14 protein-coding genes are annotated in these 19,541 nt (G+C 65.7%); 5 read left to right on the top strand and 9 right to left on the bottom strand.

Annotated elements, in window-relative coordinates; translation table 11 throughout:
- Positions 1–5 precede the first annotated feature (5 nt).
- Entirely contained in the window at positions 6–3,410 is a 3,405-nt protein-coding gene (locus tag WI560_RS26045; RefSeq protein ID WP_375305482.1) for an acyl-[ACP]--phospholipid O-acyltransferase, read from the bottom strand.
- A gap of 672 nt (positions 3,411–4,082) precedes the next feature.
- Between WI560_RS26045 and WI560_RS26040 the strand changes: the two genes are divergently transcribed.
- The gene (locus WI560_RS26040; protein WP_375308913.1) at positions 4,083–4,718 is read left to right on the top strand and encodes a TetR/AcrR family transcriptional regulator; all 636 of its coding nucleotides are present in this window, start codon (positions 4,083–4,085) and stop codon (positions 4,716–4,718) included.
- Between the two features lie 10 nt (positions 4,719–4,728).
- On the opposite strand, the gene WI560_RS26035 is transcribed toward WI560_RS26040, so the two are convergent.
- Positions 4,729–6,783: an autotransporter domain-containing protein gene (locus WI560_RS26035; protein WP_375305481.1), complete on the bottom strand. Its 2,055-nt coding sequence runs from the start codon at positions 6,781–6,783 to the stop codon at positions 4,729–4,731.
- 54 nt (positions 6,784–6,837) lie between these two features.
- On the opposite strand from WI560_RS26035, the gene WI560_RS26030 reads away from it, so the two are divergent.
- Entirely contained in the window at positions 6,838–7,215 is a 378-nt protein-coding gene (locus WI560_RS26030; RefSeq protein WP_375305480.1) for a hypothetical protein, read from the top strand.
- A gap of 491 nt (positions 7,216–7,706) precedes the next feature.
- Here the strand turns inward: WI560_RS26030 and WI560_RS26025 are convergent, their stop codons facing one another.
- The 3 genes from WI560_RS26025 to WI560_RS26015 form a co-directional block, all read right to left on the bottom strand.
- Positions 7,707–9,020: a GGDEF domain-containing protein gene (locus WI560_RS26025; protein ID WP_375305479.1), complete on the bottom strand. Its 1,314-nt coding sequence runs from the start codon at positions 9,018–9,020 to the stop codon at positions 7,707–7,709.
- 229 nt (positions 9,021–9,249) lie between these two features.
- Positions 9,250–10,554: a nicotinate phosphoribosyltransferase gene (pncB, locus tag WI560_RS26020; protein ID WP_375305478.1), complete on the bottom strand. Its 1,305-nt coding sequence runs from the start codon at positions 10,552–10,554 to the stop codon at positions 9,250–9,252.
- Between the two features lie 89 nt (positions 10,555–10,643).
- Positions 10,644–11,564: a LysR family transcriptional regulator gene (locus WI560_RS26015; RefSeq protein ID WP_375305477.1), complete on the bottom strand. Its 921-nt coding sequence runs from the start codon at positions 11,562–11,564 to the stop codon at positions 10,644–10,646.
- Positions 11,565–11,663: 99 nt separating this feature from the next.
- On the opposite strand from WI560_RS26015, the gene pcaH reads away from it, so the two are divergent.
- Positions 11,664–12,452, top strand: coding sequence for a protocatechuate 3,4-dioxygenase subunit beta (pcaH, locus tag WI560_RS26010; RefSeq protein WP_135165203.1), 789 nt, complete (start codon positions 11,664–11,666; stop codon positions 12,450–12,452).
- 3 nt (positions 12,453–12,455) lie between these two features.
- Positions 12,456–13,082 (top strand): protocatechuate 3,4-dioxygenase subunit alpha, encoded by a 627-nt coding sequence (pcaG, locus tag WI560_RS26005; RefSeq protein WP_257178036.1) that lies wholly within the window; start codon positions 12,456–12,458, stop codon positions 13,080–13,082.
- 4 nt (positions 13,083–13,086) lie between these two features.
- Here pcaG and WI560_RS26000 read toward each other — a convergent pair whose 3' ends face one another.
- Entirely contained in the window at positions 13,087–13,986 is a 900-nt protein-coding gene (locus WI560_RS26000) for a helix-turn-helix domain-containing protein (RefSeq protein ID WP_375305476.1), read from the bottom strand.
- 50 nt (positions 13,987–14,036) lie between these two features.
- On the opposite strand from WI560_RS26000, the gene pobA reads away from it, so the two are divergent.
- Complete coding sequence (gene pobA / locus WI560_RS25995; RefSeq protein ID WP_375305475.1) at positions 14,037–15,209, top strand: 4-hydroxybenzoate 3-monooxygenase; 1,173 nt, start codon at positions 14,037–14,039, stop codon at positions 15,207–15,209.
- 181 nt (positions 15,210–15,390) lie between these two features.
- Here the strand turns inward: pobA and WI560_RS25990 are convergent, their stop codons facing one another.
- From WI560_RS25990 to WI560_RS25980, 3 genes are all read right to left on the bottom strand, one after another.
- Entirely contained in the window at positions 15,391–17,541 is a 2,151-nt protein-coding gene (locus WI560_RS25990; RefSeq protein WP_375305474.1) for a CHASE2 domain-containing protein, read from the bottom strand.
- 19 nt (positions 17,542–17,560) lie between these two features.
- A complete protein-coding gene (locus tag WI560_RS25985) occupies positions 17,561–18,229 on the bottom strand; it encodes a hypothetical protein (RefSeq protein ID WP_375305473.1) in 669 nt (222 codons plus the stop codon).
- 180 nt (positions 18,230–18,409) lie between these two features.
- The gene (locus WI560_RS25980; protein WP_375305472.1) at positions 18,410–19,534 is read right to left on the bottom strand and encodes an HD domain-containing phosphohydrolase; all 1,125 of its coding nucleotides are present in this window, start codon (positions 19,532–19,534) and stop codon (positions 18,410–18,412) included.
- Between the last annotated feature and the right edge of the window lie 7 nt (positions 19,535–19,541).

Here is a 19,541-nt window from a genome sequence, read left to right as displayed (position 1 = left end):
CTCTCCTACGCCACCTCGCGCTCCGGCGCCGAGGCCTGCTCGCGCGCCATCGTCGTCGCGGTGACGTAGTCGGTCTTGCCGGTGCCGAGCAGCGGCACCTTGTCGACCACCATGATTGCCGCGGGCACGGTCAGCTCCGACGCGCCGATCGTCTTGGCCTGGGCCTGCATCGCGCTGCGCTCGGCGGTCTTCTCCGTCGTCAGCAGCACGATGCGCTCGCCCTTGCGTGGATCGGGGATCGACACCGCGACCGATGCGGCCTGCGGCCACAGCGCCGCCGCGATGGCTTCGACCGCCGACAGCGAGACCATTTCGCCCGCGATTTTGGCAAAGCGCTTGGCGCGGCCCTTGATGGTGATGAAGCCGGCGGCGTCGATCGCCACGATGTCGCCGGTGTCGTGCCAGCCCTCGGGCAGCTTTTCGAGCACGCCGGGATTTTCGGCCCTGAGATAGCCGAGCATCACGTTCGGGCCGCGCACCGAGAGGCGGCCGCCTTCCTCGATGCCGGGGACCGGATCGAGCCGGCTTTCCATTAGCGGCGAGAGACGGCCGACGGTGCCGGGACGGTTGGCCATCGGCGTGTTCATCGCCAGCACCGGAGCCGTCTCGGTGACGCCGTAGCCTTCGAGGATGCGGATGCCGTAGCGCTCCATGAACACCTGGCGCGTGCGGTCCTTGACCGCTTCGGCGCCGGCGATCACGAGGCGCAGGGTGCGGAAGTCGTAAGCGTGCGCCGAGCGGGCGTAGCCGGTGAGGAACGTGTCGGTGCCGAACAGGATGGTGGCGCCGGTCTGGTAGATCAGCTCGGGCACGATGCGGTAGTGCAGCGGCGAGGGGTACATGTAGATCGGGATGCCCGCCAGCATCGGCATCATCATTCCGCCCGTGAGCCCGAACGAGTGGAACACCGGCAGCACGTTGAACACCTTGTCGTTGGCGTTGGCATCGACCCGCGCCAGCGCCTGCGCCGCGTTGGCGAGGATGTTGCGGTGGGACAGCACGACGCCCTTGGGCGTGCCTTCCGAGCCCGAGGTGAACAGCACCACGGCGGGATCGTTGGCCTGGCGGACGACGCGCGGCGTGGTGCCGGCGAGCAGGCCCTTGATCTTGTCGGCCGCGCCGATCGAGGCGCGGACGTCCTCGAGATAGACCACGCGCGCCTCCGCGGAGATCGCGGTCATCAGCTTGTCGAGCTTGCCCTTCTCGATGAAGGCTTTCGACGTCAGCACGGTCCTGACCTGCGCGGCCTTCATGGCGGCGAGCACGTTGACCGGGCCGGCCGAGAAGTTGAGCATCGCCGGCACCCGGCCGCTGTTCTGCAGCGCCATGAAGACGACGGCGACGCCGGCCGAGTTCGGCAGCAGCACGCCGACATTCTCGCCGACGCCGGTGCCGTTCTCCAGCTTGCGGCTCAGGACCTGCGCGCCGAGGATCAGCTTGCGATAGGTCAGTTTGGTGCCGAGCGCATCCTCGATGATGACCTTGCCGGTGTCGCGATCGCGATAGGCGTGTCCGAGCGCCTCGAACAGCGAGTGATCGAGCATGGCGTTCTTGACCAGGGCGTCGATCATCACGTCCTGGAGCGCGGCGCCGGCGGCATTGCGGCGCGCCTTGCCCTTGAGCGTTTCATCGACCGGGAGCTTGACCGGCGGCAGGATGGTGACCGTCACGCGCGGAAACCACGACCGCTTGATCTGGCTGCTGTTGAGATAGCTGAGATATGAACGCTGCGCGCCTTCGATGCGAACCGGCACGACCACGGCGTCGGCCTTGTCGGCGATCATCGCGGTGCCGTCATACACCTTCATCAGCGATCCGGAGACGGTGATGCGTCCCTCGGGGAAGATCACCACGGGCTCGCCCGCGGCGACGAGCTTGATCAGGTCGCGCGCGGCCAGCGGCTTGGTCGGGTCCATGGTGTAGTGCTTGACGACGCGCAGGAACGGCTTGGCCCACCACGCCTTGGCGATGCCGGTATCGACCGCGAAGCTGGCGTCGATCGGCAGCACGGCGTGCAGCAGCGGGCCGTCGATCAGGCTGACATGGTTGGGCGCGATCAGCATGCGCGTGCCCGGAGGCGGCAGGTTTTCCAGCCCGCGCACCTCGGTGCGGAACAGCGCGCGGAACAAGAGGCCGCCGGCATCGCGCACGCCTTCCTTGCCCCACTTGGTCAGAACGAACCAGACCGCACCGAAGCTGGCGAGCCCGAGGCCGAAGAAGATCCAGCCGATATGGAGACCCGCCGCCTGCAACAGCGCGACGAACAGCGAGCCGACCACCATGAAGGCGGCCTGCAGCACGTTGCCGGCGGCGATGATGCGGGCGCGTTCGGAAGGCTGCGACCAGGCCTGGACCGCGGCGAAGGACGGAACGACGAACAGGCCGCCGCCGAATGCGAAGGCGACGAAGTCGGCTAGCATGCGCAGGCCGGCGAACGAGGTTGCAAAGCCGAGCGCGGTGATGTCCTGCCCCTTGGCGGCGACGCCGATGGCCCAGGCGAGATCGAGGCCGGCGAAGCCCATGATGATGGCGCCGATCGGCACCAGCGCCAGGTTCGGGCGGACGTGGCTGAGGCTTGCGGCAAACAACGAGCCAATGGCGATGCCGATCGCGAAGATGGCAAGACACAGCGTCACCACGCCTTCGGTGCCACCGACGACATCCTTGACCAGCGCGGGCAGCAGCGACAGCACGATGGCGCCGACCAGCCAGAACCAGGACACGATCACGGTGCCGTCCCACAAGCGATGGTCGGCGTGCAAGGTCCTGAGCAGGCTGACCGTCGAGGTCCAGGGATTGGCATCGACGGGGAGGTCGGGCGCGGAGGGCGTCGTCTGCGGAATGCGGGCGGCGAACGCCCAGGACAGCAGCGCCAGCGCGACCACGGCGGAGGCGACCCAGCCCATATGCGCGGAGCCGGCCACGAACTGGCCGCCGGCGACAGTGCCGAGCAGGATGGCCATGAAGGTCGCGCCTTCGACCAGCGCGTTGCCGGTCGCGAGCTCGCCGAGCTCGAGCTGGTCCGGCAGCATGGCGTATTTCACGGGACCGAACAGCGCGGCGATGGTGCCGAACAGCGCCAGCGCTGCGAACAGCAGCGGCACCGAATGCAGGAAGAAGCCGGCGGCGGCAAAACAGGCTGCGAAGATCTCGACGAATTTGAGCCGCCTTGCGACGACGGATTTGACGTATTTGTCGGCGAGCTGGCCGCCGAGCCCGGACAGGATGAAATAGGGGAAGATGAAGACGGCGCCCGCCACCGTCACGAGCGCATCGCCGTGGCCGGTTGCGGCGCTGTAAAGCAGAATGATGACGAGTGCGTTCTTGAGCACATTGTCATTGAGCGCCGAGAAGAATTGCGCCCAGAACAGCGGCGCAAAGCGGCGTGACGACATCAATTCCCTGATCATGACTAGTCCTGTCTTGGAAAGGCAGCCTGAGGTTGTTACCGGTGGGCGTCACGACCGGAAGCGTATGGGGCCGACGAGTGCAGGGGACGAAGTTGCCTGCCTGCGCTGTCCCGTCCGTCCTTCCGATCCTGTTGGTCTCCAAATGGTCTCGTTAGGTTCGCAACTATCTGGACGCGGCCGCGCCACCACCGGCGGACGAGCCGCGCTGACCCGGATAGGGTCCAGGCGATGAGAAAACCTGAACCGCTTCACGGAGGTAAGCGAGATCGACCGCGAATGTCCGGTCATGGTGAGTCCTTCGTTGCAACCAGGTCCGGGATTCCGGGCAAACTTGAGGGCACGACTGCATTCGCCTTAGGTGAGATGGGAGAGGTGGCGAAAGGGCGAGAAGCGGCCGAGAACGCTAAACCTGCGTCGTTCGGAGCGTGCACGGTCGCGGCTGGCGCGCCACATCCGGAAGGCGGCCCGACGTTCGGCGAGCACGCCGGCGACGTCGCAGGCGTTGGCGATGCGATTGATCGGCGCCATGGCGAACCGCAGCAGGGTTCGGCCAAAGCCGGTGACGAGGGCGGCAGCGTCGTCGACGAAGGTGGCGGCGATATCAACAGCGAAGGTTTGCATTTTGCAGGTCTCCAGGTTAAATTGAACAATGTTCACATGAGTAGCTTGAAAATGAACAATGTTCAAGAAGAATCCCTGCGAGACCGGAAAAAAAATCGGCGGCGGCTCCAGATCCTGGAGATCGCGCGCGGCATCATCGCCGCTAAGGGATTGAGATCATTAAAGGTTCGGGACGTCGCGGAGGCCGCCGGCTGTTCCGTCGGCAGTGTCTATAACGAGTTCGGCGACTTCGACGGCGTGATCCTGACCGTCAACCGGGAGACCGTTCAGGCCCTCACGGCCCGGCTTCGCGGGGTTGCGGCTGATGATCCCGTGCGCCAGCTCTATGGACTTGCCGCGACCTATCTCGACTTCTTTGCCGAGCACGCCAACCTGCTGCGCTCGCTGTTCGAGCACCGGATGGAGGATGACCGCCCCTATCCCGACGACATCCTGCAGATGGTGATGGACGCCTTCGCGCTGATGCATGCGCCGCTGGTGCGGCTGCTGCCGGATGCGGATGACGTGAAGATCGCGCTGCTGTCGCGCACGCTGTTCTCCGCCGTGCACGGCATCATCTCGCTCGGTCTCGAGGAGCGCATGGTGGCCGTGCCGCCCCAGATGCTGCGCCAGCAGGTCGACCAGTTCATCGACGTGCATCTCGCCGGCCTCGGCATTCTGCCGGTGGGCGCACCGCCATCTCGATGAGGGATCGCCGTTACCAGGCGTATCGAAGGCTCGCAGTGCCGGAATATGTGGTGCTGCAGGCCGCGAACTCGCCGTCGAACTTGGCGGACAGGGAAACACCGTTCGAAAACTTCAGCTCGGCGCCGGCAGATGCGAGCGCGGCGTCCTTCGCCGGCGTCGCACCATTGACGATGAAGCTCGCGGCGGGGAGCCCCTGGAACGCGGCGAGCAGTGCCGGATCGCTCACCCAATCATGCGCCCAGGCCGCGCGGCCGCGCAACGTCAGGACCGCATTCGGCGCAACCAGTGTCGCCCGGTCGAAGCGTGCGCCGAGCTCGCTCCTTGTGCCGGAGGCGGTGCGGCTCTGATACGTCAGCCCAAGACCGCCGCCCGCCAGATCAACCTCGGCGTAAGTCGGCGTGCGAAACGCCTGCGCCTGTGCCGCTGCGTAGGGCGTGAAGCCGCCGATCGGCGTCGCGAAGCGATAGCCGCCCTCGATGCGGCCGCCGAAGGTCTGCGCGTTGAATTTCGCGGTGAGCTGATTGCTGAACGGCGCGAGGCGGTCTGTCGACATCCAGTGGTTGGCCACGGCGAGCGAGGCGGCGAAATAGGCCGGGCCGGTACGCAACGCGGTATAGACGCCGGCCTGCAGCGCATCGCTCTTGCCGCCGCCCAGCGCCTGCGCCAGATCCCATTTGGTGCCGCCGCCGGAGAGCGCAAAGCCGACGATCGCGTCATGGCCGACATGATAGTCGGCTCCGGCCGCGACGCCGCCCGCGCGCGCGCTGAGGTCGTGGCTTCCGATCACGACGGAATCGCCGCCGGTGCGGTTGGCGCCGCCGAACGCCGTTCCCCAGGCGGTCCAGCGCTCCGCAAAGGTCGGTGCGGCCGGTGCGCCCAAGACCTTGTTGTAGGCCAGCGCAATATCATGCGGAAACGCGGCGCGCGCGGGGTTGAAGCCGAGCACGGTGTCGCCTGTGGCGCTGCCCAAGGTCCCGCGTCCGCTGACGAACGGATCGAGCATGAGGCCGAGGAACTGGCCCGTGAACTGGAAAGCGCCCTGCTGGGCTCCTGTGGCGGCTTCCCCCGAAAGTTGGTCCATGCTGGTGCGCAGCTGGGCATCGCTCTGGCCGGCAAACGATGCGAGGAAGGGCAGGTTGGGGCCGAACGCACTCAATGCGCCGGCCACGGCCTTCTGGTTCTGCGTTTGGGCGACGGATTGGAAGACGGCCGAGTTGTAATTGAGCGTCAGGAATACCGAGAGCCCGTCGTAGCTCAGGGCGGAGGTGAAGAACTGCGGATTGTATCCGCTCAGCGTGACGTTTGCGAAGGATCCGGTGACGCCGGTCGTCGTGCTGAGGATCGTGTATTGCGTCGAAGGCGCGTAGGCACCCGCAAGCGTGGTAACCGCGACGGTGCCGCCGTTCAACGTGGCGCCCACGGCGAGAATCTTGTCGGATTGACCGGCCGCGTTGACGGAGATCGCATAGGTCGAACCGGCGTTGAATGTGGCGTTGCCGTACGCCGTGAGCGAACCAAAACCGCCGGGCGCGACCCTGCCGCCCGACAGCACGGTGAGATCGCCGATCGCTCCGTCTCCCCCGATCGTGCCGCCGCTGCCGACCGTCGTCGCAACATTGGGCATTGCGCCGCTGACGATGAGGATGCCGGCCTGGACATTCATCATCGCCGTGTCCGTCGTGGAGCCCGTCAACGTCCAGGCGGAGCTGCCGGTCTTTTCCAGCGCTTCGAACTCCCGGAACTGCTGGGCCGCACCGAATGTGCCGAGATCGAAAGAGCTATCGGCTGTCCCGCCGAACCGCAGCGTGTCCGTTCCGTTGCCGCCGAGGACCGCGCCCGTGATGTTTGATCCGGCATGCAGCGCGAAGATGTCGTGGCCGTCCTTGAGGTCCACGGCCGTGCTGGCGCCGGTCATGATCGTGCCGGAGTTGATGACGGAATCCTGATTGGCCGAGCCGAGGATTGCGGAGCCGGAAGCACTCGAAATCGTACCCGCGTTGTCGATGGTATTGCCGGCGCCCGCGCCGTTGAGATCGATCGCCCCGACATTGCTGGATTGGACCACCCCCCGCCCAACAGGATGTTGACCTGGTTGCTTGCCGCTCCAGTGCCGATCCCAATGCCGCTCGTCAAGGGCGCGGCGCTTCCGACCGTCCCCCCGATGACGACGATGTTGTTGCTGGAATTGGACAGGGCGAGTCCCGAAGCTCCGACGGACGACGACCCGACGACGGCACCCGCATCTATCGCGATGACGTTGTTGTTGCTGCCGCTGACTAATGCAATGCCGTCGCTGTTGGCGGACGTGATCGACGCGTTGCCGGAAACATTGATCGCGCCATTGGATGCGGCTTCGAAGATGACGCCCGCAAAGGCGGGATCGTTCACGGACGTCGCTGTGCCGTCGCCGATGTTGGCGGTGACGCCGCTGACCCCCGGTGCCGTCTTGACGAGGGTGTTTCCCGCCCCGGTGCAGGTGATCGAATCGCCCGATTGAAGCGCCGTCTGCGAACCGCTACCGGTAATCACGCAGGCTGCTGCCGCCGGCGCGGTCAACCAGGGCAGTGTGGCACCTGCGGCAAGAGCACTGATCGCCGTGCTCAAGAGGAGCACGTGTCGCGGGCGCGTGGTTGCAGCGCTGACATGCGGCGAGGTCATCCAATCATTCCAAGACAACTGCAAACTCCGTTCACAATGCGGTCCGGACGGAATCCGGCAGCAACGAGGGGCAGCTGCTATGCTTAGTGACGGAGGCCTCGGCCTTCTTGGACGAGCGCGCAAGGCAAAGTGTCGAAATGCGAAAGACGCAACGTTTTCGGGAATGATGTGGCCGGGGTACCACAACCGGGTCGTTGCGGCCCTGACGCCTTACGCACAAGCTGCTCAGGAGGCCGTTGTTCATGCCTAGAGCGCACCCGGCCTGATTCCCGCTTGCGTCCGAGCGTTGGTCCTCGTGGCCGACGAGATCAAGCCGCTCGCAGGCGGCGATCAGCCTCGCCGCGCCACGGCCTCGCGCGGCCGGGCTGCAACGAGCACGACGTCGGGTCTGCCGCCGTCGACCTGGACCCGGTTGCGTCCCTTTTCCTTGGCGCGATAACAGGCGGCATCCGCGCGCCGCATCGCGTCCTCGAGCGTGGTGGTGCTGTCGGCGACGCAGGCGACGCCGATGCTGGCGGTCACCGCAAAGCAGCGATCGTCCCAGGCGAAGGTGAACATCTCGATTGATCGCCGCAGCCGTTCGGCGGTATCGACCGCGTCGTAAGGCGAGCACTGCGGCAGGATCAGGCCGAATTCGTCGCCGCCCAGGCGCGCCACCAAATCGTGCGGGCGCCGGTCCTGTTGCAGCAGACGCGCGACCTGGCAGAGCAGGCGATCGCCGGCAAGATGCCCGCAGCTGTCGTTGACATTCTTGAACTGGTCGAGGTCGAGCAGGATCAGGCTGAGCGAACCCGCTGCCGCAACGTCCAGCTCGCCCTGCAGTCGCGCCTCGAAGGCGCGGCGGTTGGACAGGCCGGTCAACCAGTCGTGCGAAGCCTGGAAGGCCAGACGTTCCTTCTCGGCATGCAACGCGTTCTCGAACGCCTGTCGTTGCAGCACCAATCGTCTGGTGTGCCAGATCAGGAGCAGGGCGAGCACGGCGGCGGTGACGATGTTGATGCCGGTCAGCGTCAGCTTGATGGCGCGGGAGCCTTCACCGAGGACGGCCGAGAACCGCTTGGCATGCACGGTGAACTGGGTGTTGAGCTCGGAGAGCCGCGACGACAGGGCTTGCACACGGCTTGCGTCCTGAAGAGGACCGTTCTGCCACTCGGACCGAATGACCTCGCCGAAGACGCTCAGCTCCAGCAGCATGGGATCGGTGGCTCTCCACTCCTGGATCGCTTCCTGGAGGAAGCTGACGCGGTTGAAGTAGCGAAACAGCCAGATCAATCCCGGGACGTCATCGGGATGGTTGCCGCCTTGCAGGAAGCCGATGCGGGCCGCCTCGACGTCGACCGGATCGCGCTCGAGTGCCCAGCGCGCGAACTCGTCGCCGATGGGGACGGCGAGCGAGGCCTGGTACTGCGCGAATTGGCTGGGCTCGCCGGAATGCAGATAGAGATTGAGGAAATAGACGGCGTTCTTCTGCGAACGCGACCAAAATGCTTCGCCTGCGACATAGGCGCGAACCGACGACATCACCTCCAGGCTGAATCCCGCGATCGCTGCCTGGAGCACGACGACCATCACGAAAGGCGAGACAAGCTTGATGACGTGAAGGAAGCTGCGCCTCCTCATCGACGTCGCTGTTCTGCGAAACACCCTGGCGTTCCCCGAATCGCGCGCTGCCCCTGCGGAGCGCCGCGCCTGCAATGCGAAGTAGAAGCGATGGTTGCTTAACTCGGCCTGAAAGGTGCGAAGGACTGCGTCGCAGGGTGAAGGCGCCGTGAAGTGATCGCCTGCAGATTGCGTCAAATGCCGTCAAATCGCCCGACCGACTTGTCGCATTCGTCGTGTGCGTTTTGCTTGAGCGAGGACGGACGTGCCGGGGCTAGACCAGCACCGGCTTGCGCACGCGGCCGGCGTCGCCGAACACGCGCAGGTACCGCTCGATCTCCGAGGGGATGCCGGTCGCCTTCTCCGGATTGTCGGAGAGCTTGACGGCGGGACGCCCGTCGACCGACGATACCTTGCAGACCAGCGAGATCGGATCGAGATTGAACGAGCCGTCCGGCGTGCAGCCGACGAAATCATTGGTGAGGTTGGTGCCCCAGCCGAAGGAGAGCCGCACCCGGCCGGCAAAGTGGTGATAGGTCTCCTCGATCGAGCCGACATCCATCGCGTCGGAGAAGACGAGCAGCTTGTCCTTGGGGTTACGGCCCTTCTTCTCCCACCACGCGACGATTTCCTCGCCGGCCTGGATCGGCGGCGCGCTGTCGGGCCGGAAGCCGGTCCAGTCTGCGACCCATTCCGGCGCATCGCGCAGGAAGGCCTTGGTGCCGAAGGCATCGGGCAGCGCGATCAGGAGGTTGCCGCCATAGGTCTGGCGCCACTGGTCGAGGATGCGATAGGGCGCCCAGCGCAATTCCTCGTCGTCCTTGGCGAGCGCGGCCGCGACCATCGGCAGCTCATGCGCATTGGTGCCGATCGCCTCGAGGTCGTTGTCCATCGCCAGCAGCACGTTGGACGTCCCGATGAAGGACGAGCCGAGGCCCTCCTTCACCGCCTCGACGCACCAGCGCTGCCAGAGAAAGCCGTGACGGCGCCGGGTGCCGAAATCGGACAGGCGCAGGTTTTCCAGCTTGCGAAGACGCTCCACCTTGGTCCAGAGCTTGGCCTTGGCGCGGGCATAGAGCACGTCGAGCTCGAAGCGGCCGCGGCCCTTGATCGCCGCACGGGAGCGCAGCTCGTTGAGGATGGCGAGCGCAGGGATCTCCCACATCGTGGTGTGGGTCCACGGCCCGTGGAAATGCAGCTCGTACTGGCCCTCGACCTTGCGCAGCTCGTATTCGGGCAGGCGGAATTCGGCCAGCCAGCGGATGAAGTCCGCCGAGAACATGTGGGTCTTGCCGTAGAAGGTGTTGCCGGCGAGCCAGATCAGCTCCTTCTTGGTGAAGCGGATGGTGCGGGCATGATCGAGCTGGGCGCGCAGCTCGCTCTCGTCGATGATCTCGGCGAGCCGCACGTGGCGCGAGCGGTTGATGACCGAGAAGGTCACCTGCTGACTCGGGTAGGTCTCCCGAATCATTTGCAACATCAATAGCTTGTAGAAATCGGTATCAAGCAGGCTGCGGATGATGGGATCCAGCCGCCAGCTGTGATTGTAGGTCCGGCTCGCAATGTCGGTCACTGTCATGGAGTAATTCTAGCGTGGCGGCCCGCGCGCAACCAGTGGAATTGGCCAGAGCTGGTCTTCCGAAAGACGGTATCGTTATCACGGCTTGATCACGCCTTGGCGGCCGTCGCTGCCACGGTCTCGAGCTGGTTCCTGACCCAGCGATGGGCCGGGTCCTTCTGATAGCGCTGGTGCCAGACCATGAACATCGGCAGCTCGGCCAGTGTCCGCGTGCGGGACGCCAGCGGAATCCGCGTTTGCGCGAAATCGCGCATGATCCCGGACGCCAGCAGGCTCGGCATGCTCGCCAGCATCTGCGAGCCGCGCAGGAACGACGGCACGCCGGAGAAGCTCGGCACCGAGATCGCGATGTCGCGGTGAAGACCGTTGGCCGCCAGCCGGCGGTCGAAGTCGAGCCGCTCATTGTCGGTATAGACGACCGTGATGTGGCGCGCCGCGAGATAGGCACTGCGGCCGGCCGGCGCGGTGCGCATCTTGGGATCGAAGTAGCAGACGTAATGATCGCTCAAGAGGCGCTTCTGCACGATGTCGATACCGGACGGCGGCAGCGGCGTGATCAGGACGTCGCAGCGGTTTTCGCGCAGCATTGCGGGCGAGGGCGACTGCGAAGGGATCACGCGCAGGCTCAGGGTCTTCACCTGTGCGGCGACATGAGCGAAGAACCGCGGCAGCAGCAGATCGCGCTGGAAGTCATTGGCGGCGATCGTCAGCGACAGCTGCGCGCGGGCCGGCTCGAACGTGACGCCACCGGCAAAGCTCCGCATCTCGTCGATCAGCGCCCGCGCCTTGGCGGCGAGGGCCTGCGCATGCGCGGTGGCGACGATGCCGCGGCCGGATTTCGCGAACAGCGGATCGCCTGCGATCCGCCGCAGCTTGTTCAGCCCGTGGCTGACCGCAGATTGCGTCAGGCCGAGCCGGGTTGCCGCCGCGGTGACCGATCCCTCCTCCAGCACGGCGAGGAACAGTTCGAGCGCGTGGCCATCGAGCGCCAAATGATCGATTTCTTTCATGCAATATATTATAATCGATCTATTTATCTGAGGAATAGACCGGACCATGATCTCCCCATAAGCCGCGCGTCCGGACCGGGCGCCCCAGGGAGAGACACGATGAATGCCCAGGCGCCAGCCTTGCGGGATGCCCGCCTCAACCGTCCCGAGCCCCTGACGCCGCCGCTCGGCGACGGCGGCTTCTTCCAGCGTGACCGATCCATTCATCCGCCGGCGCATGCGCCGGGCTACAAATCCTCGGTGCTGCGCTCGCCCCGGCAGGCGCTGTTGTCGCTGGAGGGCTCGATCTCGGAGATCACGGGGCCGGTGTTCGGCCACAACGATCTCGGTCCGCTCGACAACGACCTGATCCGCAACTACGCCAAGGACGGCGATCCGATCGGCGAGCGCATCGTCGTCCACGGCCGCGTGGTCGACGAGACCGGCCGCGGCGTGCCGAACACGCTGGTCGAGTTCTGGCAGGCCAATGCCGGCGGCCGTTACCGGCACAAGAAGGACACGTATCTGGCGCCGATCGACCCGAATTTCGGCGGCTGCGGCCGCGCACTGACCGACGATACCGGTTACTACTACTTCCGCACCGTGAAGCCGGGGCCCTATCCCTGGCGCAACTACGTCAACTCCTGGCGTCCCGCCCACATCCATTTCTCCGTGTTCGGCTCCGGCTTCGCGCAGCGGCTGATCACGCAGATGTATTTCGAGGGCGATCCCCTGATCCCGATCTGCCCGATCCTGACGACGATACCGGACAAGGATGCGCTCGACCGCCTGGTCGCACCGCTCGACCTCAACGCCTCGACGCCGTTCGACTCGCTCGCCTACCGCTTCGACATCGTGCTGCGCGGCCAGCGCTCCACCTATTTTGAAAATCGCACCGCGGGGAACTGAGCCATGCCGCAGCCGCTCAACTATCTCAAGGAAACCGCCTCGCAGACGGCCGGGCCCTACGTCCATATCGGCCTGATCCCGGCGATGGCCGGCTTCGACATCTTCGAGAAGAACTTCTCGAACGTCCTGACGACGCCGAACACGCAGGGCGAGCGCATCACGCTGGAAGGCAAGGTGCTCGACGGCACCGGCACGCCGCTGCGCGACGTGCTGCTGGAGATCTGGCAGGCCAATGCCAGCGGCCGCTACAACCATCCGGCCGATCGCTCGGCCGGCGCGCCGGATGAGGAATTTCGCGGCTGGGGCCGCGCCGGCTCCGACTTCGAGAGCGGCCTCGTGACGTTCGAGACCATCAAGCCGGGCGCGATCGTCGACAAAGCGGGCCGGACATGCGCGCCGCACGTCAATGTCTGGATCGTCGCGCGCGGCATCAATATCGGCCTCAATACCCGGCTCTATTTCTCGGACGAGGAAGCCGCCAACGCCGCCGACCCCGTGCTCAATTTGATCGAGCAGCCGTCGCGGCGCTCGACCCTGATCGCAAAGCGCGGCGAGCGCGGCGGCAAGGTCGTGTATTCCTTCACGATCAATCTGCAGGGGCCGGAGGAGACGGTGTTCTTCGACGTGTGAGGCTTCAGGTCTCTTCGCGATGGAGCTGCGCGCGGAAGGCGCGCGGCGACACGCCCGTGGCTGCGGCATAGACGCGGCTGAAATAGGCGGGATCCTCGAAGCCGAGCGTGTAGGCGATCGTGGAGACCGGCAGATTGGTGTAGACCAGGTTCCGCCGCGCCTCGCGGATCAGGCGGTTGAGGATGAGGTGCGAGGCGGTATCGCCGGTCGCCGCCCGTGTGATCCGGTTGAGATGGGTCGGCGTCACCGCCAGCGCCTCGGCATAGTCGGCGACGCTCCAACGCTCCAGATGATGCTGCTCCAGTAGCGCCTCGAAGCGGCGGAACAGGCCGGATTCGACCGTGCCGTTGCCGCCGCTCTCGCTCGTGAGCGCGCGTGCCACCAGCCCGATCATGGCGGACGACAACGCGCGCAGCACATGCGCGCGGCCGAAATCGCGTGCGGCGTGCTCGGCGAAGATCTGCTTCATGATGGCGCGGATCTGCGGCGTGCCGCGCACCACGGCCGAGCGCGACAGCGCGCCGCGCAGGCCCTCGGCGGCGAGCAGCGCCTCGTCCAGGATCTCCGCGGCGATGGTCAGCACCCATCCTTGCGTGTCGGGCACGAAGCGGAAGCCGTGGACGTGGCCGACGGGCACGTTGACGACCTGCATCGGCTTGAGCGGCACGACGCGTCCGTCCAGCGTCGCCTCGCCGCCGCCGCGCTCGATCAGCAGCACCTGGTGCAGCCGGGCGTGGCGGTGCACGGCCAAGGTCCAGTCATGCAGCACCGAGCGTGACGCGATGGTCTCGCAATGCACGACGTCGGGCAGATCGCCGGACTCGCCGAACAGGTTGTAGATCCGGATCGCGGGGATGGGGCCTTTCATGTTCGAATAGTACAAGACAATGATGAAACCCTCCATCGGTCTGAGGCATCAAATCTGCAAAAAAGTGCCGACGGGAGGACGCAAAAATGAAAGTTCAGGTCTGTATCATCGGCGGCGGGCCGTCCGGGCTCTTGCTGTCCCAGCTGCTGCACCTCAAGGGCATCGACACCATCGTGCTGGAGAAATACAGCCGCGATCACGTGCTCGCCCGCATCCGCGCCGGCGTGCTCGAGCATGGCTTCGCCAAGCTGATGCGCGAGGCGCAGTGCGGCGAGCGCATGGACCGTGAGGGCGAGATCCACCGCGGCTTCGAGATCGCCCATGACGGCGTGCTGTCCAAGATCGACCTGCACAAGCATTCCGGCGGCAATTCGGTGCTGGTCTACGGCCAGACCGAGCTGACGCGCGACCTCTATGAGGCCCGGGACCGCCTCGGCGGCAAGGTTGTGCACAATGCGGAAGACGTGGCGCCGCACGATCTGACGTCGGATCGGCCCTACGTGACCTATCGCGCGAACGGCGAGACGGTCCGCGTCGAGTGCGACTACGTCGTCGGCGCCGACGGCTTCCACGGCGTCAGCCGCAAGTCGATCCCGAAGGACGTGCTGCGCGAATATGAAAAGGTCTATCCGTTCGGCTGGCTGGGGGTGCTGTCGCGCACCAAGCCGGTGTCGCCGGAGCTGATCTATGCCAAGCACGCGCGCGGCTTTGCGCTCTGTTCCCTGCGCTCGCAGGTGCTCAGCCGCTACTACATCCAGGTGCCGCTGACCGACAAGGTGGAGGATTGGTCGGACGACGCGTTCTGGGCCGAGCTGAAGCGCCGCCTGCCGGATCAGGTCGCCGGCCGCCTGATCACGGGGCCATCGATCGAGAAGAGCATCGCGCCGCTGCGCAGCTTCGTTGCCGAGCCGATGAGCTATGGCCGGCTGTTCCTCGCCGGCGATGCCGCGCACATCGTGCCGCCGACCGGCGCGCGCGGACTGAACAGCGCCGCGTCCGACATCTACTATCTCTACCACGCCCTGCTCGCGCATTATCAGCGCGGCGATGAGTCCGGCCTGAAAGGCTATTCCGCCAAGGCGCTCGCCCGGATCTGGAAGGCGCAGCGCTTCTCGTGGTGGATGACGATGATGCTGCACCGCTTCCCCGACCGGATCGACTACGAGGATCGGCTGCAGCAGACGGAATTGGACTATCTGCTGTCGTCCGAGACCGCGCAGCGCCTGCTCGCGGAAAATTACGTGGGCCTGCCGTTTTAGAGACATTCGACTTCACCCTCCCCTGGAGGGGGAGGGTCGATCGCGCGCAGCGCGAGCGGGGTGGGGTGACAGTCTCTCGGTTGAGACGGTGCCCGTGTGGAGAGATCACCCCACCCCGTCTCACATCTTCGCTTCGCTCAATGTGAGCCGACCCTCCCCCTCCAGGGGAGGGTAAGTGCCGCTACTTCCCCTCCAGCGTATTGACCGGTGTCCAATCCGGCGCCGGTGGATGTGCCGCAAGCGCACTGGCGCGCTTCGCAAACAGGGCTGATGCCGGATCGACTGCTGCCATCTGCCGAAAAACGTCGGCCGCCTTCGCAAAGTCCCGCGCGCGCCAGCAGGCGAGCCCGTCCGCATAGGCAGCAGCCACCTTCGCCTGCTGGCCGCTCTCGGCGCCCGTCTCGGCCAACGGCTCGAACACCTTGATGGCCTCGCCGCGACCGAGCACCCTGATCGCATCGAGCTCGCGCCAGGCGAAGGCATCGCCGGTCTGCGCCATCGTCGTCTCGGAGGCCATGATCGCGGTGCCGTAATATTTGTTGGCGCCTTCGAGCCGCGAGGCGACGTTCACGGTGTCGCTCATCACGGTGTAATTGAAGCGGCGGCGCGAGCCGATGTTGCCGACCACGGCCTCGCCGCTGTTCAGCCCGATGCGATGCGAAAGGCCGTGCCCGGCGAAGGCAGGGTGATCGGCGTTGAGCTCCGCAAGCTTTTCGTGGCATTTCAGCGCGGCGCGAACAGCCTTGGTTGCGTGTGCGGGATCGTCGGCCGGCGCACCGAACATGGCGACGATGGAATCGCCGATATATTTGTCGACGTAACCGCCGTGGCTTTCGATGATATCGGTCATGGCGGACAGATATTCGTTCATCAGCGTCACCAGCTCGCCCGGCGTCATGGTCTCGGCAATGGACGAGAAACCGCTGAGATCGGAGAAGAACATGGTGACGTTGCGCATCTCGCCGCCGAGCGCCGGCATCTTGCCGGAGGCGACCATGGTCTCGATCACCTCGGGCGCGAGATAGAGCGCAAAGCTCTTGCGCAGGAACCGCTCGTCGCGCTCGGCCAGCACGAAGCGGTAGCCGATCATCATCGCGATCGCGGCAAGGCTCGCGAGCGCCGGCTCGGTCAGCGGCAGCGCCCGGGCGTGAACGAAGGCCGCGACGGCAATTGCGGCGTAGACGGCGGTGAGCACGAACCAGACGATCACGGCGCCGCCGGGTGCGAGCGCGCAGGCCGCGCAGGCAATGATTGCAGCGAACGCGATCGTGACAACGGCCCGCATCGGAAAGCCGAGCTCGGTTACGGTGTCATGCTCCATCAGGTTCCGGACCGCCGTGGCGTGGACGAACACGCCGGCGACGTCGCTGCGGGATTTCTGCGGCGTGCTTGCCGGCGCGGGCAGGGCGCATCGCGCGGCCGGCGTGCCGTCACGACCGCCGGACAGGCGCATCGAGGTGAGCTTGCGATCCTCGAAATTCAGCACGGTGCCGAGCAGCACGACCTTGCCGTCGAAAGCGCGGCGAAAGAAGTCGCGGTCGCCCTTTTCGATGCAGGCGCGCAGGTCGACGAAGGAAAAGGTCGGGATGTCGCCTCCGAGCCCGCGGAAGTTGAGCGTCATCGTATTCGGCACCGCGCTCGGGATCGCATAGCCGGACAAAGCGGTCGCGCCGGAAGGCGCAATCTCGGGCTTTGCGCCGGTCGCGCGCGCAGCGAGCTCGACCGCCATCGCGGGGACCGGCCGTCCCTCGATGGCGAAGCTCAGCGGCATTCGCCGGATGACGTCGTCCTGGTCGGTGTGGACGTTGAGTGCCCGGACGGTGTTGCGCACGGCCACTTGCTGGGCGCGATAGGGCACTTCCGGATGGTCGTTGCTGAGAATTTCGCCGAGCACCAATTTGCCGCTGTCGGAGATCTGCCGCAGCGCGAGGAGATAATCCCGGTCGAATCCTTTCATGCGGCCGCCAAGGGCGGTGTCGCCAAAGGGAATCTCCGACTGCTCGATCGAGTTCTTGAAAATGACGTCGAAGCCGATCACCCTGGCGCCGCCTTCGGTGATGCTGCCGAGCACGCGGCCAATCTCGCGCGTCCAGGTCTGCGTCGGCGATCCCTTGAAGGGCGCCGTCTCGTAGGTTTCATTGTCGATCGCCACGACGACGACCGGCGAATTGGCGGGATCGCGGCGGTCGCCGATGAACTTGCCGCGCAGCGCCGTGAGGATGTCGAGCGAGAGGCCTTGCAGGATCTGAAGCGGCGGCGACGTGAAAATTGCGCCCGCGAGGAGCGCAATCAGAATCGCTGCAACGATGTCCCGCCCCCCGATCCGCCGCATCGCCCCGTCGCCAGATCCGCTATTCGAGCCGCAGCAGGCGGCCGATGATCGGGGTCGGCGATGCGGTGGCGCTGGCGTCGACCTGGAAGGTGTAACGCTTGCTGCCGAGGCTCGCGAGATAGCTGCCGCCCGGGGTCAGCGACTTTCCGGCCTTGGCGAAATCATAAAACCTGCCGCGGGTCATGACGTCGCTCTTCAGCGGCACGCTGATCGTGGGCTCCTTGCCGTCGGTGCGCTCGATCATCAGCGTGCTGCCGGTCTTGGCCTGAATGAGCGGCGCGACGCCATAGATCGTCGGCAGCCTGGACGGGGCGGCCTTGGCATCGGACCGCACGGTCCGGAACGTGGTCGCGGCACTCTGGTTCGCTTCGCGCTCTGAGAGTCGCGCCGCCTTGGTGTCGCACGGCACCTTGGCGCGCTGCACGTCGCCGAGCTGCACGGTGCTTTGCTCGGCGCCGACCAGCACGACGCCTTCGCTGATCGTCTCGCGCAGGCAGGATTTGAGATAGCTGAGCGTAATGCTGGCCTTGGGGCCGAGCTTGATGATCTTGCCCGCCGCGACATAGTCCATGAATTCGATGCCATCGACCTTGCCTTGCACATCCTCGACGATGGCGGCAGGGGTCTCCGCCAAGGCGGGGGCCGCGACAAAGAAGGCGCCGATAGCGGCGCCGATCAGGCTTTTCATAGGAATTCTCATCCAGTTCGACCGACGGTATGGGTCCCCGTCCTGGTTCGATGCTTAGCAGCAGGGGTTCCAGGCAAGTGTGACCAGAATCACTCTTTGGTGTTGGTGTTATTCTAGCAGGAACAGGTTCAACCCGGCGACCGGAGAAACCAGAGCCGCGGCAAGCTGTTGCTCGAATTGTCAGCCCGCCGGGACGGGCTCGGCCGGACGGCTCTCCGCTGCACTCTCCAGATCGGGAACGAGCGTGGCTTCGGTCTTCTGAAACGGCGTGGCCTGCTGCCCCGCGGCGATCTCCACGACCTCGTTCCAGCGCGACAGGAACGCATCGATGCAGGCCGGGTCGAATTGCCGCCCCCGGTGCTCGACCAGGTAGTTGCGCGCCGCCTCGAGCGGCATCGGCTCCTTGTAGGGTCGCCGCGTCGTCAGGGCGTCGAACACGTCGGCGACCGCGACGACGCGTGCGGCCATCGGGATCCCGTCCGCCTCGAGCCCGTTCGGATAGCCCGCGCCGTCCCAGCGCTCGTGATGACCTGCAGCGATCTGCGCACCGAGCTGGATCAGCTCGCAGCTGGAATCCGCCAGGATCCGTTCGCCGATGGTCGCATGGGTCCGGATCACCGCCATCTCCTCGTCGGTCAGCCTGCCCGGCTTGAGCAGGATGTTGTCGGGAATGGCGACCTTGCCGACATCGTGCAGCGGCGCGGCCAGATAGATGTCGCGGCAGAGCCGGGCCGGCAGGCCGAGCTGCTCGGCGATGATGCGGCTGTATCGGGCGACCCGCAGCGTGTGCTCGCCGGTGTCGTTGTCGCGATACTCGACCGCGAGCGCGAGCCGCAGGATGATCTCCTCCTCGCGCTCGCCGAGCTTTCGTGTCGCTGCCGCGACTTCACTGGCCAGATGCGCGGCACGATCGCTGAGCTTGCGCACGGCTGCACCAAGCTGAATCAAGTTCCGCAGGCGCACCGTCATCTCGACACTCTGCGGCTGCTTGGGCAGGAAATCGGTTGCACCGGCCTGCAGCGCTTCCATCTTGACGTCGTCGGTCTGGCGCGAGGTGATCATCGCGATCGGAATGTCGGCACGGCCGGGCAGGGTACGGAAGACGCGGATGAAGCTGATGCCGTCCATATGCGGCATCTCGTAGTCGACCAGCACGAGGTCGAAGACGCGCTCGCGTGCGCAGGTCAGCGCTTCCACGGGATCGAGAAAGGTGGTGGCTTCGACCAGACCTTCGGCCTCGATGTGACGTTTCAGGAAGTTGAGGACGGAGCGGCTGTCGTCAACCAGGAGCGCTTGGGTCAGCATCGGTGGC

This window comes from Bradyrhizobium sp. A11, assembly GCF_042077125.1.
GTDB lineage: Bacteria > Pseudomonadota > Alphaproteobacteria > Rhizobiales > Xanthobacteraceae > Bradyrhizobium > Bradyrhizobium japonicum_B.
The sequence above is the reverse complement of the archived record's forward strand: the minus strand, read 5'-3'. Positions and strand labels throughout refer to the sequence as shown.

Excerpts from the sequence above, each read along its gene's own strand:
- pobA (WP_375305475.1), top strand. The coding sequence starts at position 14,037 with ATGAAAGTTCAGGTCTGTATCATCGGCGGCGGGCCGTCCGGGCTCTTG.
- WI560_RS26040 (WP_375308913.1), top strand. The coding sequence starts at position 4,083 with ATGAACAATGTTCAAGAAGAATCCCTGCGAGACCGGAAAAAAAATCGG.
- WI560_RS26030 (WP_375305480.1), top strand. The coding sequence starts at position 6,838 with ATGCCGCTCGTCAAGGGCGCGGCGCTTCCGACCGTCCCCCCGATGACG.
- WI560_RS25985 (WP_375305473.1), bottom strand. The coding sequence starts at position 18,229 with ATGAAAAGCCTGATCGGCGCCGCTATCGGCGCCTTCTTTGTCGCGGCC.
- WI560_RS25990 (WP_375305474.1), bottom strand. The coding sequence starts at position 17,541 with ATGCGGCGGATCGGGGGGCGGGACATCGTTGCAGCGATTCTGATTGCG.
- pncB (WP_375305478.1), bottom strand. The coding sequence starts at position 10,554 with ATGACAGTGACCGACATTGCGAGCCGGACCTACAATCACAGCTGGCGG.
- WI560_RS26045 (WP_375305482.1), bottom strand. The coding sequence starts at position 3,410 with ATGATCAGGGAATTGATGTCGTCACGCCGCTTTGCGCCGCTGTTCTGG.
- pcaG (WP_257178036.1), top strand. The coding sequence starts at position 12,456 with ATGCCGCAGCCGCTCAACTATCTCAAGGAAACCGCCTCGCAGACGGCC.
- WI560_RS26000 (WP_375305476.1), bottom strand. The coding sequence starts at position 13,986 with ATGGAGGGTTTCATCATTGTCTTGTACTATTCGAACATGAAAGGCCCC.
- pcaH (WP_135165203.1), top strand. The coding sequence starts at position 11,664 with ATGAATGCCCAGGCGCCAGCCTTGCGGGATGCCCGCCTCAACCGTCCC.
- WI560_RS26015 (WP_375305477.1), bottom strand. The coding sequence starts at position 11,564 with ATGAAAGAAATCGATCATTTGGCGCTCGATGGCCACGCGCTCGAACTG.
- WI560_RS25980 (WP_375305472.1), bottom strand. The coding sequence starts at position 19,534 with ATGCTGACCCAAGCGCTCCTGGTTGACGACAGCCGCTCCGTCCTCAAC.